Genomic DNA, 14,071 nt, shown 5'->3' with positions numbered 1-14,071 from the left:
CTTGGTCTACACTTACCTCATCGGCGAACGCTCGCAACGCCGCTTGAAGAATTTCCTGGAGCACTACCGAGCCTTCAAACGCCCGCCCCCCGGTGGTCATGACGCTGATGACGCTCCCGGTAATCGTCCAACTGTCTAGGCCCAATTCCCCAAACGTGTTGGCGATCCGGTTTGGGTGTGCTAGCGGAAAGCCGACACATCAATAGAGTTGCGGATTTTTAATAAATCTCCTGCGAAAGTTATGACTGACAAGACCCGGTCAGGTTGCAGAGCGCCGCGATGAGTTGAACCCGGAAGGCAAACCGATACCGCCGATAGCGATAGACACCCCCAGCACGCGAAAGACCTTCATCCTGCGAATGACGTGCTCTATACCTCGTCGGGTGTGTGCCAGCACCCGGTTCTCTTGACGCTGTTCAGGAGAGAGGCGACGCGTGCGTCGCCTGACGCGTGGTAGTGTCGTGCCCATGGGTTTTCCACAGGCCCTGATCTCCCGCATCCCCGATCAGGGCCGTGTCGTGGGGCAACCGCACGCCAGATTGACGAAAGAGTTGCAGATCATGAACCGCCCCAGCACTGGTGGCTGTGCCCAGAATGTGCTGCGTCACGGTGCAGATCAGCACCTAAAACTTTAGGGGATGCTGCTTTTTCTTGCCGCTGTATCAGCGGCGCTGCTTTTTTGGGTCGTTCGCACGGCACTTTAAAAGCATCAACGCGGGCGATGCTGTAGACGAGTTGCGCTTCCTGAAGCACGTGTTTCTTGGGCATCTGGAATTGCGCACTGGCGATGAGGGCCGCTTCAACGCGTTCCACCGTGCGGTGCACAGTGGTTTCATGGACACCCCAGTCGTCACCCAAGTATGCAAAGGTTCGGGACTCACGCCAAACTTCTAGAGTCATCAGGAGTTGTTCAGCCGCGCTGAGCGTGGCTGGGCGGCCAGATTTCTTCTTCCGTCCTTCGCGTTCAGTCAGCACTGCTTGCATCTCAGCGAAAGTTTCGGGGTACACCCCGGTGCGCCGACGGAATTGCTTGCGGTTCATCTTCAGGATGCGTGTCAGGCGCTTTTACTCCACGCTGTCAGCTTACCCCACGACTTTCACAGGAGGTCTATTCATCACTGACCACCTGCCACTGCTCCGGCCCGAATCGATGTCCGGTGATGGTGAGGTTGCGCAAGCAGCGCGTTTCGCGCGCTACGAGCTTGATCTCTCCAATGGTGCACACCCGTTGACCGTCTAGAGCGGCAAGAATCCGGCTCGATTGAATACGGATGCAGAAGTGTCACCCACAGAACTGCAACCAGTCCATCAGCGAACTGTCGCAGAAGCCTCGAGCTGCCAGGAGCCGAACATCATGCAGCCCAAGAAAATCCAGCAGACCTTTAGCTTCAGCCAAGGGGGGGAGAAGCTGCTCGGTACTGACCTGAGCACTGGCAGCGGTACCGCTGATCTCAGGTAAAGCACGGCGATCCGGATTAGACAGAAGTGGCCGAAGAGGAGACTGGTATCCAGCGCCAGCATCAGGTTGTGCGGCCCCCATTCCCGTAGGGATCCGTTGATCAGGGAACCGGAGATGCTCCTAGGGTCGATGGCTGGATTCTCCAGCCCAAGGCGAAGGCGACGTTCCCTGCTCTGAGCAACCTGGGCTTGGGAGTGAATGTTTTGCATCGGTCAGGAGCGTTCGTTGGCATCCTGCTTTGCCTCGGTCGGTGGAGTTACTCCCCGTCAATTGCCGCCGACCAGCGCCCCCCATTTGCCCAACGGGGCTTTGACGATGCTCCCGTCCGTCGCTTGCCACTCCCAGTCAATCCTCAATTCGCGGTCATCCTGCTCCAGAACAATCTTCCAAGCCGCTCGCAAGCAATCATGCTCGACCCAGGCACAAAATCGCTCGTGAACGGTTGATTTTGTGCCATATCGGCGGGGACGTTGACTCCACTGGCTGCCTGTTCGAGCCAGCCAGATCAGTCCATTGAAGGTGGAGTTCATCTGGTACCTCCCAGAGCGTGTTCTGGTCATTGATCTGCTCTTGATGGAGTTGTGTGGTTGTCATTGGCTGTCAGAAGATCTTATTTCTCAGATAGGGTCTAACTCATCATTTCTGCGTATCCATTTTGCTCTAGGCTTTGTTCCGGGCACTACACTATTCAGATGCCGCCAGCTGTTCAACAGGATTCTCAAGGGGCAAAAGGTCTCAATGCCCTCATTTGGCAATACCTCGGCACCTTCGGCCGCGCTATCGCAACGTTTTTGTTTGGCGTCTTCCTAGCCCGGTTGCTTGGCCCAGCTCCTTTTGCTACTGTCGCCGTTGGCCTAGCCTTTATCGGACTCGCCAATCTCCTAGCCGATTTTGGGCTGACCGTTGCCTTGATCCAGCGCAAAGAAATTGACGCTCGCTTGATCGGATTCATCTTTACTCTACAAATGACGCTGGCAGTAGTGCTGACTCTCGTTTTTGCAGGTCTTTCCCCTGTCCTCGCCTCCGCTTTTAAATTGGATGCTTGGCAGCCGCTCGCCGCACTGAGCCTGCTCTTTGTTATTCAGGCAGCGGGGCAAACCTCTTCGGCCTTGTTACGGCGCGATCTGCGTTTCAAAGAGCTGAATATCATTCAATTACTGGCATATCTGGTGGGTTACGGCGGCCTGGGCGTCGTATTGGCAATGGGCGGATACGGGGTCTGGTCTCTAGTAGGCGCTCAGTTAACACAGGCACTCCTTGCCAGCGGACTCTATCTATTCATCATACGTCCACACATACAGTTGACGCTGCGCCCCCCAGATGCAGGATTGCTCAGCTTCAGTGCAACAGCGGCGGTGAGCAATATGGCCAGCTGGGGAATAGGTAATCTTCCTACTCTGCTTATAGGCCAAACGCTGGGACCACTCTCCTTGGCCCTCTACAACCGGGCCGCCATGACTGTAGGCGTCCCTCTAAATAATATTGTTTCGGTGTTACAGACTGTTTTGTTGAGCATTTATAGTCGCAATCAGCATCAACCAGAACGTCTGGCCCGTATTTATATGGGTGCTGCGGCGGTCGTGTCCAGCACTTTGTTTCCTGCGTTTGCCATCGTAGCGGTGTTGGCATGGCCCATTTCCCATCTGCTATTTGGTCATAAATGGATAGGAATCGAACCTTTAATCTCTCTTTTGGCAATTGCCATGCCGTTCGACGCACTGGCTTTGATTACCAGCCCCCTACTGATCGGCATGGGTCAGCCCAAACGAGATTTTTGGGGTCAAGTAATTACATTGGCAATCAGCATGACACTGGTGGGTGGCGTGGCGTGGCTGGCCCACCCTTCTTTACTGGTGCTGACGGTGGTGGCGTGCATATGTGTGTATCTGGTACGTGCGATCACACTGCTCGATCAGGCACGGCGGGCCATTGCCCTGTCGGCCAGCCTGTTGATCCGGCAGGGAGTGTACTGCTTGGTAGGCGTGTTGATGACGGCTGGCGCGACTTTCGCGGGGCGCACGATTGCTTCTTCTGGATCAGAACTGATGCAATTCCTAGCAGGCGGCTGCCTGGGCCTTTTAAGCTTAGCCCTTTTCTTTGGAAGTACGCGCCGACAGATTCAGGCACACGAGGGAGCGATGTTGGTTCTTAATCCGCTCTTCGGACGTCTCCCCTGGCTTGGCCGCTGGTTAAACAAAGCACTGTGACCCCATGAGAGAGCGAGAGCCAAACAACAGTGTTACTTGCTAAGGTGGCTTCAGCCTATTGATGAGAGTTATCAAAGATGGATCTTTACGCAGATATTGTATCTTCAGCGGCTAAATTCTCTAATCGAAGTAATTTGGGCAGCATGCTACAATTTAAATGAACTTGCGCCTCTGGGCGCACTTTTTCTGACCATTCCTTTTAAAGCGTTTTCTGGGGGCATGCAAATGGGAATCAAATTCGGTACCGATGGCTGGCGGGACGTACTGGCAGAAGGCTTCACTTTTGCGAATGTGGCGCACGTAGCTGCAGCTCACGCACGCTACTTGACGGCGCATGGGGGGAAAACCGTAGTGGTCGGCTACGACACCCGCTTTCTTGGGGCGCGGTTTGCACACCTCACCGCCACCGTGATGGCGCAGCACGGCCTGAACGTCTGGCTTTCTCAGAGCTTCCTGCCTACGCCTGTTGTGTCGTTTGCCACCCGACACCTTGGCGCAGCGGGTGGGACGATGATCACGGCTTCCCACAATCCACCGGAATACAACGGCTACAAGCTCAAGGGGTCATATGGGGGCAGCGCCACCCCAGAGATCGTGCAGCAGGTGGAAGCTCAATTGAGCGGAGCAGACCAGAGCGGATCACAGACGCCACACGGTCAGATCACTCCCTTTGATGGCCGCCGCAGCTATTTCGAGTCTCTGGACAGATTGCTTGATCTCGATACACTGCGCAATTACCGGGGCGTGTTGTATCACGATGCGATGGGCGGTGCAGGCTGCGGTTGGCTGGAGGCGTACGCCCAACACGCGAGGTTGGATGTGGAGATTCGGCCTCTGCATGGTCAACCCGATCCTCAGTTTTACGGCGTGAATCCTGAACCGATTCCGCAGAATCTGGAGGCGTTGATGTCGGTCATGGCCGCCCAAGAAGGCCTGACGTTCGGCACAGCCACGGACGGCGACGCTGACCGTCTGGGAATCGTGGTAGCAGGCGGCACATTTTTCAACAGCCACCAGATTTTCGCTGTTCTGCTCAAGCATCTGCATGGCAAAGGCCTACGCGGACGGATTGTCAAAACTGTTTCGACCAGCCGAATCGTTGAACTCCTAGCGGCGCACTTGGGGTTGGAAGTTACCGAAACACCCATCGGCTTTAAGTACATCACCGACGCCTTTCTGGAAGGCGAACAGGATCCAGCGCGTGCTGTGCTGATGGGCGGCGAAGAATCCGGCGGACTGGGGGTGCAGGGCCATATTCCTGAACGCGACGGTCTGCTCAACAGCTTGCTGTTGCTGGAGGCCGTCGCCACCAGTGGCCGAAGCCTGCCTGAGCTGTTCCGGGAAATTGAAGTCCTGACTGACTTCTCTCACACCTATGACAGAGTCGACCTTCGAATGAGTGAGGATTTCGACAAGACCAGTGCCCTGAGTGACGTGGGAAGTTGGACAGATATTGCAGGCTGGAAAGTACAGGATGTAAATGGAAGAGATGGCGTCAAGCTGCTCTTGGAGGGAGGGGCGTGGATACTTGTCCGGGCAAGTGGGACAGAACCACTCCTAAGAATCTATGTCGAGGCTGGATCACCTGCAACCCTCCAGATACTTCTGGATGAAGTGGTGCGTCGGGTCAGAAATTAGGTTATCCACGAAAGCTTTCCAATACGCTGGGGACTATGCAACGCGCCATGCGAGGAGAATTAGCTAGGACTCCCATTTTTTGGGGAGCCTCTACCGCATCAAGCCAGAGTGTCAAGATGTATAAGACCTCACTTAGGCGCTGATGAGAATGACAAACGCGTAATGAAGCCTGAATTAAGCTCCTGTCATCCCGGGCAGGAGCATTCGTCCGGGCGCTGTAGAGGGGGCAATCCAGTTATGTTCTATCCAGTAATTTTGGCCGGTGGGAGTGGGGAACGGTTTTGGCCCCTCTCGCGTCAGCATAAACCCAAGCAGTTCCTGATTCTCGAACCCACGGGGCGCAGCCTGCTCCAGGCCACCGCCGACCGCCTGAATCAGACCAGCGGCGAGCCTGACCGCTTGATGGTGGTCACGGCCCACAACCACCGCTCGCAGGTGCTTGAGCATCTGCCAGACCTGCCGATGGAAAACTTGCTGGTCGAGCCTGTGCCCCGCGACACCGCCGCCGCCATTCTGTACGCCGCCCTGACCATTGCCCGCGACGATCCCGACGCCATCATGGGCGTATTCCCTGCCGACCACCTGATTCAGGATCAGGTGGCCTTCGCCCGGACATTGGCACAGGCCGTGACTATTGCCGCCGCTGGCGACGCGCTGGTCACCCTTGGCATTGCTCCCGAATACCCTGCCACTGGTTACGGATACATCGAGCAGGGCGACGTGCTCTCGAATACACCTGTGGGTGAGGCGTATCAGGTCAAGCGATTTACCGAAAAACCGGATGCCCAGACCGCCGCCTACTTTTTGTCAACTGGACGTTTCCTCTGGAACAGCGGCATCTTCGTGTGGCGGGTGCAATCGATTTTGCAGGCTTTTGAAGAGCATGTGCCGGAGTTATACGGCCCGATGAGCGAAGCTGCGAAAATCCGGGGCGGATTGCGTCAGGTCTACCCCAGCCTACCCAAGGTCAGTGTAGATTACGCCGTGATGGAACGCGCCGCTAACGTGGTCGTTATTCCAGCCAACTTCGGCTGGGACGATCTGGGCGACTGGAACGCGCTGGAACGGTTGCTGAAAGGCGACGGTACCAATGTGGTTGTAGGACGGCACGTGAGCCTCGATACTGGCGGCGCAATTTTATATACGACCAACGGCGACGACCTGATTGCCACGATAGGTCTGGAGGATGTGGTGGTCGTCCGGGCCGGAGACGTGACCCTGGTGGTCCGCAAAGACCGAACACAAGACATCAAACAGGTGGTGCAGCAACTCAAACGCACGCCGGAACTGGAGCGCTTCGCATGAAACACAGTCTTCCCAAACACGTCGCCGTGATCGGCACCGGCTACGTTGGCCTCGGCACCGCCGGACTGCTGGCCCACATCGGCTATCAGGTCACGGGCATCGATATCGATCCGGCAAAAATTGCCCAGTTACAGCGCGGCGAGGTGCCGATTCACGAACCCGGCCTGGAAGGGCTGCTGGCCGGACAGGAAGGACGCCTGACTTGGACGACCAGTTACGCCGCAGTGGCCGAGGCCGATGTGATCTTCATCTGCGTGGGCACGCCCCCCAGCCCCGACGGAACCCCCGATCTCACTTACGTAACCAGCGCCACAGCCAGCCTCGCCCCTTATCTGAACGGGCATGCGCAGATCATCGTGAACAAGAGCACCGTTCCTATCGGTACGGGCGACTATGTGCAGGGCCTGCTGGAAGACCACTCGCCCAACTTCGACGAGACGCGCCACCGCGTGGTCAGCAACCCGGAATTCCTGCGCGAAGGCACGGCGCTGTCTGACAGTCTCTACCCCGACCGCCTGGTGATGGGCGGCCACCCCGAGGCTGTGGACTATCTGGCCCGGCTGTACGCGCCCCTGATCGAACAGACCTTCGTGCCGCCCATCGGCACGCCGCGCCCCGACAGTTACACCCGCCCGGCAGTGGTCAAGACCACCCTGCAGAGTGCCGAGATGATCAAGTACGCAGCCAATGCGTTTCTGGCCCTTAAGATCAGCTTCGCCAACGAAATCGCGGGCCTGTGTGAGCGGGTCGGCGCAGATGTTCAAGAAGTCAGCACAGGCATCGGCTTTGATGGGCGTATCGGCCACCGCTTTTTGCAGGCAGGATTGGGCTGGGGCGGCAGCTGCTTCGGCAAGGACACGCAGGGCCTGATCAGTGCTGGGCGTGAACACAATTACGCCATGCCGATCTTGCAGGCCGCCATCGACATCAACTACCGCCAGCGTCACACCGTCATAGATAAGTTGATGCGTCATCTGAAAAGTTTGAAAGGCAAACGCATTACTGTACTGGGGATGGCCTTCAAGCCCAACACCGACGATCTGCGTGACGCTCCCGCCCATGACCTGATTGCCCGCCTGAGCCAGCTGGGCGCGGTGGTGACGGCCCATGACCCGGTCGCCATGCCCCGCGCCGCCCGCGAGTGGACCCACCTGACCTACACCCCGGCCAGTGACCCGGCCAGCGCCCTTGCCCGCGCCGACGCCGTGATCATCGCCACCGAGTGGGACGAGTATGTGCAGCTGAACTGGGCCGAACTGGTGGGCACCATGCGCCGCCCACTGATCATCGATGCCCGCAATATTCTGCGCGAGGCCCTGCCCGCACAAGTGGAGCAGATGGGCCGTGAAGCCGCCCAGTACATACCAGAACAGGTTACTGAGTGAAGATTCTGATCACGGGGAGTGCGGGGTTTGTGGGGTCGCATCTGGTGGAGCGTTTCCTAAAGGAAGGCCACACGGTCATCGGCGTGGACAACTACATCAGCGGCCAGCACCAGAACACCGCCCTGTTCCGCGCCCATCCCCGCTTTCAGTTCCTCGAAGCCGATGTCAGTCTCGGTATCCCCTACCATGATGACGCCCTGGACTGGGTGCTCCACTTCGCTTCCCCGGCCAGCCCGCCCCACTATCAGGAATTTCCCATCGAAACCCTGATGGTGGGTGCCCAGGGCACCCAGCACGGTCTGGAGTTGGCCCTGAAACACGGCGCGAAATTCTTTCTCGCCAGCACCAGCGAAGTGTACGGCGATCCCCATGTTCACCCGCAGTCTGAGTCGTACTGGGGCCATGTCAATCCCAACGGGCTGAGAAGCTGTTATGACGAGGCTAAACGGTATGCCGAGGCGATCACGATGGCGTACCACCGGGCCAGGGGAGTGGATACCCGGATCATCCGGATTTTCAATACCTACGGCCCGCGCATGCGGGCCGACGATGGACGGGTGATCACCAATTTCGTGCATCAGGCGCTGCGGGGCGAGGCATTGACGATCTACGGCGACGGCCTGCAGACGCGCAGCTTTCAATATGTGGATGATCTGGTCGAGGGCATCGTACGCCTGATAGGCGTGACCTATCATGAGCCGGTAAATCTAGGCAATCCCACTGAATTTACGATGCTGGAGCTGGCGGCGGTGGTGCGGGAGGTCATTGATCCAGAGCTGACCCTAGTGTATCAGCCGGCACCCAGTGATGATCCCCAGCAGCGCAAACCCGACATCGCCCGCGCTCAGGGCCTGCTCGGCTGGACGCCACAGGTGAGTTTGAGAAACGGTCTTCAAAATTTGCTTAACTCAGTAAGTGAAAGTGAGACCACCTCTGATTTGAAGAGCTTTTTAACTGTTTAATTTCCTAGCTCTGACAAATAGGGCGAATCCATTATAACTGAGGCAGTATCCCATATTTTACCTGATTATTTTGATGTTACAATACAAGAAATTGAATTTTTGCTTAGCAAGGACTTCTACATAAATCACCACACACTCTAAACTCCCGAAGTCCTGTGACCGTCACTGCAAACACTCGTCTACTCTGTTGCGTCTTTGAAGACACAGGATCGTAAATGCCATACTCAGAAAACACAATCGTACTAGTCAAAAGGTGGAGTGATCCGTTGAAAACTGACGTTTCTGACCTTCCCTACTGGCTCGAAAAGCAAGCATTTTTACACTGTGTACTGCATAATTTAAGACCATGATTGATATCCAAGTTCTTCTGACAGTGTTTAACAGGCGTGAGAAAACGCTTGAAGCATTGCACCATCTATATAAGAATCAGAACCCAAACGTCAGACTGTTAGTTACGTTATTTGACGATGGCAGCCAGGACGGGACGGCCGCTGCGATTGCTGCCCAGTTCCCTGAAGTGCAGGTACTGACTGGAGACGGCTCAAATTATTGGAATGGTGGTATGCGGCGAGCCTGGGAAGTCGCAAAGCGCAGCCAGCCAGAGTTTTATCTTTGGCTCAATGACGACACTCTGTTGGATTCCTCTGCTATACGCAACTTGTTGGATACATCAGCTTTTTTTGCTGATCAGGCCATCATCGTTGGCTCGACAAGGGATCCTGAGACAGGAGCGTTAACCTACGGCGGGGTAGTCCGGAAAAGCCGCTGGAAACCCGTTCGTTTTCATATTGTATCTCCAGGTTCGACGCCCATAAGAGCGGATACCATGAATGGCAATTGCGTTTTAGTGCCTAGAGGAGTCGAACAAAAGTTAGGTATCCTCAGCCCCGCATATACCCATAGCATGGGAGATTTCGACTATGGCCTTCGGGCCAAAAAGCTCAACATAGAGATGTGGATTGCTCCTGAGTTTGTTGGTACCTGTGGACGCAACCAAATTTTTGGTACATGGCAGGACACCGCTCTGACTAAAAAAGCTCGGTGGTTCAAATTGATTGGTGTCAAGGGTCTACCGCCTAAGGAGTGGGCAGCATTTACCTATCGCCATGGTGGGGTTCTCTGGCCTATAACATGGTTAAGCCCATATATAAAGTGTTTGCTCGCTCCAACTGCATCAAGGGCTCAGACCGATTCTGGGAACTAACATTATGTATTCAAAACAATTCAACTACACCGTTGAGAGTTGACCTGTGCTTAGAGCATCTGGCATTAGAGGAATTATATGACAAGATTTAGTGTGATTTGTACAGTATACAACCATAGAGAATATATTGAAAAATGTATTGTTTCTGTTATAGATCAATCATTTGATGATTTTGAATGTATTATCGTTGATGACGGTTCAAATGATGGTAGCGGAGATATAATACAAAAGGTTATACAAAACACTAACCAGCCTAGCCGATTCTCTTTGATAAGAATTGAAAACAGTGGCCAGTCGGGAGCTTTTGAAGCAGGGCTAAAGCTTGCTACTGGAGACTATATTTCGATGATAGATTCCGACGATATTTGGCTGCCAAATAAACTCAAGGTGGTTGATGAATATATTCAAAAATTCCCACAGTATGGGATGTTCACTCATAAGGTTTTTATTATAGATGAGAAGGGCGCCCGAACATCAGTTATCCGACCACAGGGCGCTAAGTTGAGTCATGGTGATCGGCGTCAAGAGGTTTTGAATACGGCCAGAATCGTTTCACCTGCAACAAGTGCGCTTACTTTCAAGAGAGAAATATGCGAAGCCTTGATGCCAAGTCCGTTAGGGGCTTTTTCGGGATCATTAGATGCTTATTTGAGTCTGGGCGCGGCGAAGCTTGCTCCCATTTGTGGCATCGAAGAAATTCTGGCTGAGTACAGAATTCATAGAGATGGCCAGTATATCAAAAGGCTATCCAGTATTGAAGGGCTCTCGAAACAAATATCAATTCAAAGCTCCATCGTGAAGGGGTTAGATTTATCAGAAAAGGCAAAAAATCGCAACAGCTTTTTTGTGCGCAACGAGCTAGGGTACAAGAAGCTATCAGGTGAATCTACTCTTTCAACATATATTCTACTTATTAAAGCGTATGCTCTAGATAAAGATTTCAAAATGTCTAATAAGCTAGCTCTATCAATGTTTTGGCTCCTATTTATTTTTTCCCCTAAAGACTTAGCTAAATTTATGTGGATTTATTTCCAAGAACGCCAAACAGGTTTGTACAAAAAGAACAAGATTATTTCCAAAGAAGGTAGTAGCGCTATTCTAGATTCAAAGCTTAACGCTTTGAACTACACTCAAGCTACTTCCAAAATTTTAGATTGGAGCCGTCAAAAGGTTGTCCGTCGTGTCCATGCCGCTAATGTGCACATGGTCATGGAAGGCATTGACGATCCTGCATTCCGCGAAGTAGTTAATACTGCCGATCTAGTAACACCAGATGGAGTGCCGTTAGTGTGGGGGCTAAAGTTATTGGGTGTGCCCAATGCCGAGCGAGTGTATGGGCCAACGCTGACGCTAAATGTCTGTGAGGCTGCCGCAGCGCAGGGGGTTCCAGTTGGGTTGTATGGGGGCACACCTGAGAGCTTGGAAGAGTTCAAGGCATTCTTGCACCACGAATTCCCCGGCATTCGGATTGTCTGTGCCATTGCACCGCCCTTCCGTCTACCGACGCATGAGGAGGATGCTGCGGACACCCAGCAAATTTTGGATTCTGGGGCGCGGATATTGTTTGTGGGGATTGGCTGTCCCAAGCAGGAATGGTGGATGTACCGTCACCGTGACCGCTTGCCTTTGGTGATGCTAGGCGTGGGAGCAGCCTTTGACTTCCATTCCGGACGGGTAAAACAAGCTCCAGCAGCCCTGCAGGGTGTCGGGTTAGAGTGGTTATTTCGGCTGGTCATGGAGCCGAAGCGGCTCTGGAAGCGGTACGCTCGGCAAAATCCACGGTTTGTTTGGATGTTTGGGCAGCAACTCCTACGGGAGCGGGTGCTTAACAGGCCAAGCAGAGGAGTTCAAGAATGAAAAAGGCACTAGTAACCGGTATTACGGGTCAGGACGGGTCTTACTTGACGGAACTGCTCCTTTCTAAAGGCTACGAGGTACATGGCATGATTCGTCGCGCCAGCACCTTCAACACGGATCGGATCGATCATCTGTATCATGACCCCCACGAATCAGGCGCCAAAATGTTCCTACATTATGGTGACCTCGCCGATGCCTCAGGCCTGCGGATGTTGCTGGAAAAGGTACAGCCACAAGAGGTCTACAACCTCGGCGCACAGAGCCATGTCAAGGTCAGTTTCGATCAGGCCGAATACACCGCCGACGTGACCGGGCTGGGTACTCTACGGTTGCTGGAAGCCATCCGCGACTATCAAGACCGAACTGGACTGCAAGTGAAGTTTTATCAGGCCAGCAGTTCCGAGATGTTTGGCGCGGCCCCGCCACCGCAAGGGCTGCACACGCCGTTTCATCCGCGCAGCCCCTACGCGGTTGCCAAGGTGTACTCGTACTGGCAAACGGTCAATCACCGCGAGGCCTATGACCTGTATGCCTGCAACGGCATCCTGTTTAACCACGAGTCGCCCCGGCGCGGGGAAACCTTTGTGACGCGCAAAATTACGCGGGCGGTGGGCCGCATCAAGATGGGCCTGCAAGCCAAGCTGTATCTAGGCAACCTGGATGCCAAGCGCGACTGGGGCCATGCCCGTGATTACGTCGAAGCCATGTGGCTGATGCTTCAGCAAGACGTGCCGCGTGACTACTGCATTGCCACGGGCGAGGCCTACAGTGTGCGCGAATTCGCGGAGCGGGCCTTTGCCCAGGTGGGCCTGAACCACGAGGACTACGTGGAAATCGACCCCCGCTACTTCCGCCCCGCAGAGGTGGATTACCTGTTGGGCGACGCTGCCGAAACCCGCCGCGCCCTGGGCTGGGTGCCCAAGACCAGCTTTGAAGAACTGGTGCGCGAGATGGTGGAAGCCGATCTGGAATTGGCAAGCCAGGAAAAAACCCTGATCGCGGCTGGGCATCAGGTGGCCCTGAAGGGTGTAGGCAACACCTGATGCACACAGACGCCCGAATCTACGTGGCCGGACACAGGGGACTGGTGGGCAGCGCCCTCATGCGCCGCCTCGAAGCAGAGGGGTTCGGCAACCTGATCACCCGCACGAGCGCCGAGCTGGACCTGCGCGATCAGGCGGCAGTCCGGGCCTTTTTTGGGCAGGCGCAGCCCGAATACGTGTTTCTGGCAGCGGCGAAGGTGGGCGGCATTCTGGCGAACAGCACCTATCCGGCGCAGTTTTTGTACGACAACCTGATGATTGCGGCCAACGTGATTCACACGGCGCACGAAACAGGCGTCAAGAAGTTGCTGAATCTGGGATCGAGCTGCATCTACCCGCGCCTTGCCCCCCAACCCCTTCAGGAAGAGGCGCTGCTGACCGGGCCGCTGGAAGAAACCAACCGGGCTTATGCGGTGGCGAAGATCGCGGCCATCGAGCTGTGCGACCATTACCGCACCCAGTACGGCGCGGACTTCATCAGTGGCATGCCCACCAACCTCTACGGCCCCGGCGACAACTTCGACCTGAAAGGCTCTCATGTGCTGCCTGCGCTGATGCGGAAGATGGTTGAGGCTACTGAGAGCGGCGCGGCGCAGGTGGAAATCTGGGGATCGGGAACGCCGCTCCGGGAATTCCTGTATTCCGACGATCTGGCCGACGCCTGCCTGTTTCTGATGAAGCACGTCTCTGCTCCCGGCCCCATCAACATCGGCACCGGCCAGGATTTGAGCATCCGTGCCCTGGCCGAACTGATTGCAGGAGTGGTGGGCTTTGAGGGCGCCCTAGTGTTCGATGCGTCCAAGCCCGACGGCACGCCGCGCAAACTGATGGACGTGTCCAAGCTGCGTGACTTGGGCTGGCAGGCCAGGACTGGCCTCCGCGAAGGCGTAGAGCGCACGCTGGCCTGGTATCTGGCCCAGCGCGAAGCTGGACTTGTTCGCGGCTGACCAGGGCAAAACAGCTGCGGTAAGGGGCACGGAGAGAAATCTCGGTGCCCCACTTTTACATAAT

At 55.3% G+C, this 14,071-nt stretch carries 12 protein-coding genes; 9 read left to right on the top strand and 3 right to left on the bottom strand.

Annotation, left to right across the window (positions count from 1 at the left end):
* Nucleotides 1-259: 259 nt before the first annotated feature.
* From E7T06_RS10220 to E7T06_RS10210, 3 genes are all read right to left on the bottom strand, one after another.
* Nucleotides 260-469: a transposase family protein gene (locus E7T06_RS10220; protein ID WP_240740958.1), complete on the bottom strand. Its 210-nt coding sequence runs from the start codon at nt 467-469 to the stop codon at nt 260-262.
* 89 nt (nt 470-558) lie between these two features.
* Entirely contained in the window at nt 559-1,041 is a 483-nt protein-coding gene (locus E7T06_RS10215) for a transposase family protein (RefSeq protein WP_136365695.1), read from the bottom strand.
* 684 nt (nt 1,042-1,725) lie between these two features.
* Nucleotides 1,726-2,019 (bottom strand): transposase, encoded by a 294-nt coding sequence (locus tag E7T06_RS10210; protein WP_136365694.1) that lies wholly within the window; start codon nt 2,017-2,019, stop codon nt 1,726-1,728.
* Nucleotides 2,020-2,151: 132 nt separating this feature from the next.
* Here E7T06_RS10210 and E7T06_RS10205 point away from each other — a divergent pair, with 132 nt between their 5' ends.
* The 9 genes from E7T06_RS10205 (at nt 2,152) to E7T06_RS10165 (ending at nt 14,007) form a co-directional block, all read left to right on the top strand.
* Nucleotides 2,152-3,666: a lipopolysaccharide biosynthesis protein gene (locus E7T06_RS10205; RefSeq protein WP_136365693.1), complete on the top strand. Its 1,515-nt coding sequence runs from the start codon at nt 2,152-2,154 to the stop codon at nt 3,664-3,666.
* Between the two features lie 219 nt (nt 3,667-3,885).
* Nucleotides 3,886-5,304 carry a phosphoglucomutase/phosphomannomutase family protein gene (locus tag E7T06_RS10200; protein WP_346763198.1) on the top strand — a complete coding sequence of 473 codons (1,419 nt, stop codon included), beginning with the start codon at nt 3,886-3,888 and terminating at the stop codon, nt 5,302-5,304.
* A 237-nt stretch (nt 5,305-5,541) separates the two neighbouring features.
* Complete coding sequence (locus E7T06_RS10195; protein ID WP_136365692.1) at nt 5,542-6,609, top strand: mannose-1-phosphate guanylyltransferase; 1,068 nt, start codon at nt 5,542-5,544, stop codon at nt 6,607-6,609.
* Nucleotides 6,606-7,994 carry a UDP-glucose/GDP-mannose dehydrogenase family protein gene (locus E7T06_RS10190; RefSeq protein ID WP_136365691.1) on the top strand — a complete coding sequence of 463 codons (1,389 nt, stop codon included), beginning with the start codon at nt 6,606-6,608 and terminating at the stop codon, nt 7,992-7,994. The genes E7T06_RS10195 and E7T06_RS10190 overlap by 4 nt, the downstream gene beginning before the upstream one ends.
* Complete coding sequence (locus E7T06_RS10185) at nt 7,991-8,956, top strand: UDP-glucuronic acid decarboxylase family protein (protein ID WP_136365690.1); 966 nt, start codon at nt 7,991-7,993, stop codon at nt 8,954-8,956. The genes E7T06_RS10190 and E7T06_RS10185 overlap by 4 nt, the downstream gene beginning before the upstream one ends.
* A gap of 346 nt (nt 8,957-9,302) precedes the next feature.
* Nucleotides 9,303-10,160: a glycosyltransferase gene (locus tag E7T06_RS10180; protein WP_136365689.1), complete on the top strand. Its 858-nt coding sequence runs from the start codon at nt 9,303-9,305 to the stop codon at nt 10,158-10,160.
* Between the two features lie 78 nt (nt 10,161-10,238).
* Nucleotides 10,239-12,017 carry a WecB/TagA/CpsF family glycosyltransferase gene (locus E7T06_RS10175; RefSeq protein ID WP_136365688.1) on the top strand — a complete coding sequence of 593 codons (1,779 nt, stop codon included), beginning with the start codon at nt 10,239-10,241 and terminating at the stop codon, nt 12,015-12,017.
* A complete protein-coding gene (gene gmd, locus E7T06_RS10170) occupies nt 12,014-13,060 on the top strand; it encodes a GDP-mannose 4,6-dehydratase (RefSeq protein WP_136365687.1) in 1,047 nt (348 codons plus the stop codon). Before E7T06_RS10175 ends, gmd begins: the two co-directional genes overlap by 4 nt.
* The gene (locus tag E7T06_RS10165; protein WP_136365686.1) at nt 13,060-14,007 is read left to right on the top strand and encodes a GDP-L-fucose synthase; all 948 of its coding nucleotides are present in this window, start codon (nt 13,060-13,062) and stop codon (nt 14,005-14,007) included. Before gmd ends, E7T06_RS10165 begins: the two co-directional genes overlap by 1 nt.
* Nucleotides 14,008-14,071: the final 64 nt, after the last annotated feature.

The sequence above is a fragment of the Deinococcus sp. Arct2-2 genome (genome assembly GCF_004801315.1).
Lineage (GTDB): Bacteria > Deinococcota > Deinococci > Deinococcales > Deinococcaceae > Deinococcus.
The sequence above is the reverse complement of the archived record's forward strand: the minus strand, read 5'-3'. Positions and strand labels throughout refer to the sequence as shown.

Excerpts from the sequence above, each read along its gene's own strand:
- E7T06_RS10175 (WP_136365688.1), top strand. The coding sequence starts at position 10,239 with ATGACAAGATTTAGTGTGATTTGTACAGTATACAACCATAGAGAATAT.
- E7T06_RS10190 (WP_136365691.1), top strand. The coding sequence starts at position 6,606 with ATGAAACACAGTCTTCCCAAACACGTCGCCGTGATCGGCACCGGCTAC.
- E7T06_RS10205 (WP_136365693.1), top strand. The coding sequence starts at position 2,152 with ATGCCGCCAGCTGTTCAACAGGATTCTCAAGGGGCAAAAGGTCTCAAT.
- E7T06_RS10220 (WP_240740958.1), bottom strand. The coding sequence starts at position 469 with ATGGGCACGACACTACCACGCGTCAGGCGACGCACGCGTCGCCTCTCT.
- E7T06_RS10180 (WP_136365689.1), top strand. The coding sequence starts at position 9,303 with ATGATTGATATCCAAGTTCTTCTGACAGTGTTTAACAGGCGTGAGAAA.
- E7T06_RS10165 (WP_136365686.1), top strand. The coding sequence starts at position 13,060 with ATGCACACAGACGCCCGAATCTACGTGGCCGGACACAGGGGACTGGTG.
- E7T06_RS10195 (WP_136365692.1), top strand. The coding sequence starts at position 5,542 with ATGTTCTATCCAGTAATTTTGGCCGGTGGGAGTGGGGAACGGTTTTGG.
- E7T06_RS10210 (WP_136365694.1), bottom strand. The coding sequence starts at position 2,019 with ATGACCAGAACACGCTCTGGGAGGTACCAGATGAACTCCACCTTCAAT.
- E7T06_RS10215 (WP_136365695.1), bottom strand. The coding sequence starts at position 1,041 with ATGAACCGCAAGCAATTCCGTCGGCGCACCGGGGTGTACCCCGAAACT.
- E7T06_RS10200 (WP_346763198.1), top strand. The coding sequence starts at position 3,886 with ATGCAAATGGGAATCAAATTCGGTACCGATGGCTGGCGGGACGTACTG.
- gmd (WP_136365687.1), top strand. The coding sequence starts at position 12,014 with ATGAAAAAGGCACTAGTAACCGGTATTACGGGTCAGGACGGGTCTTAC.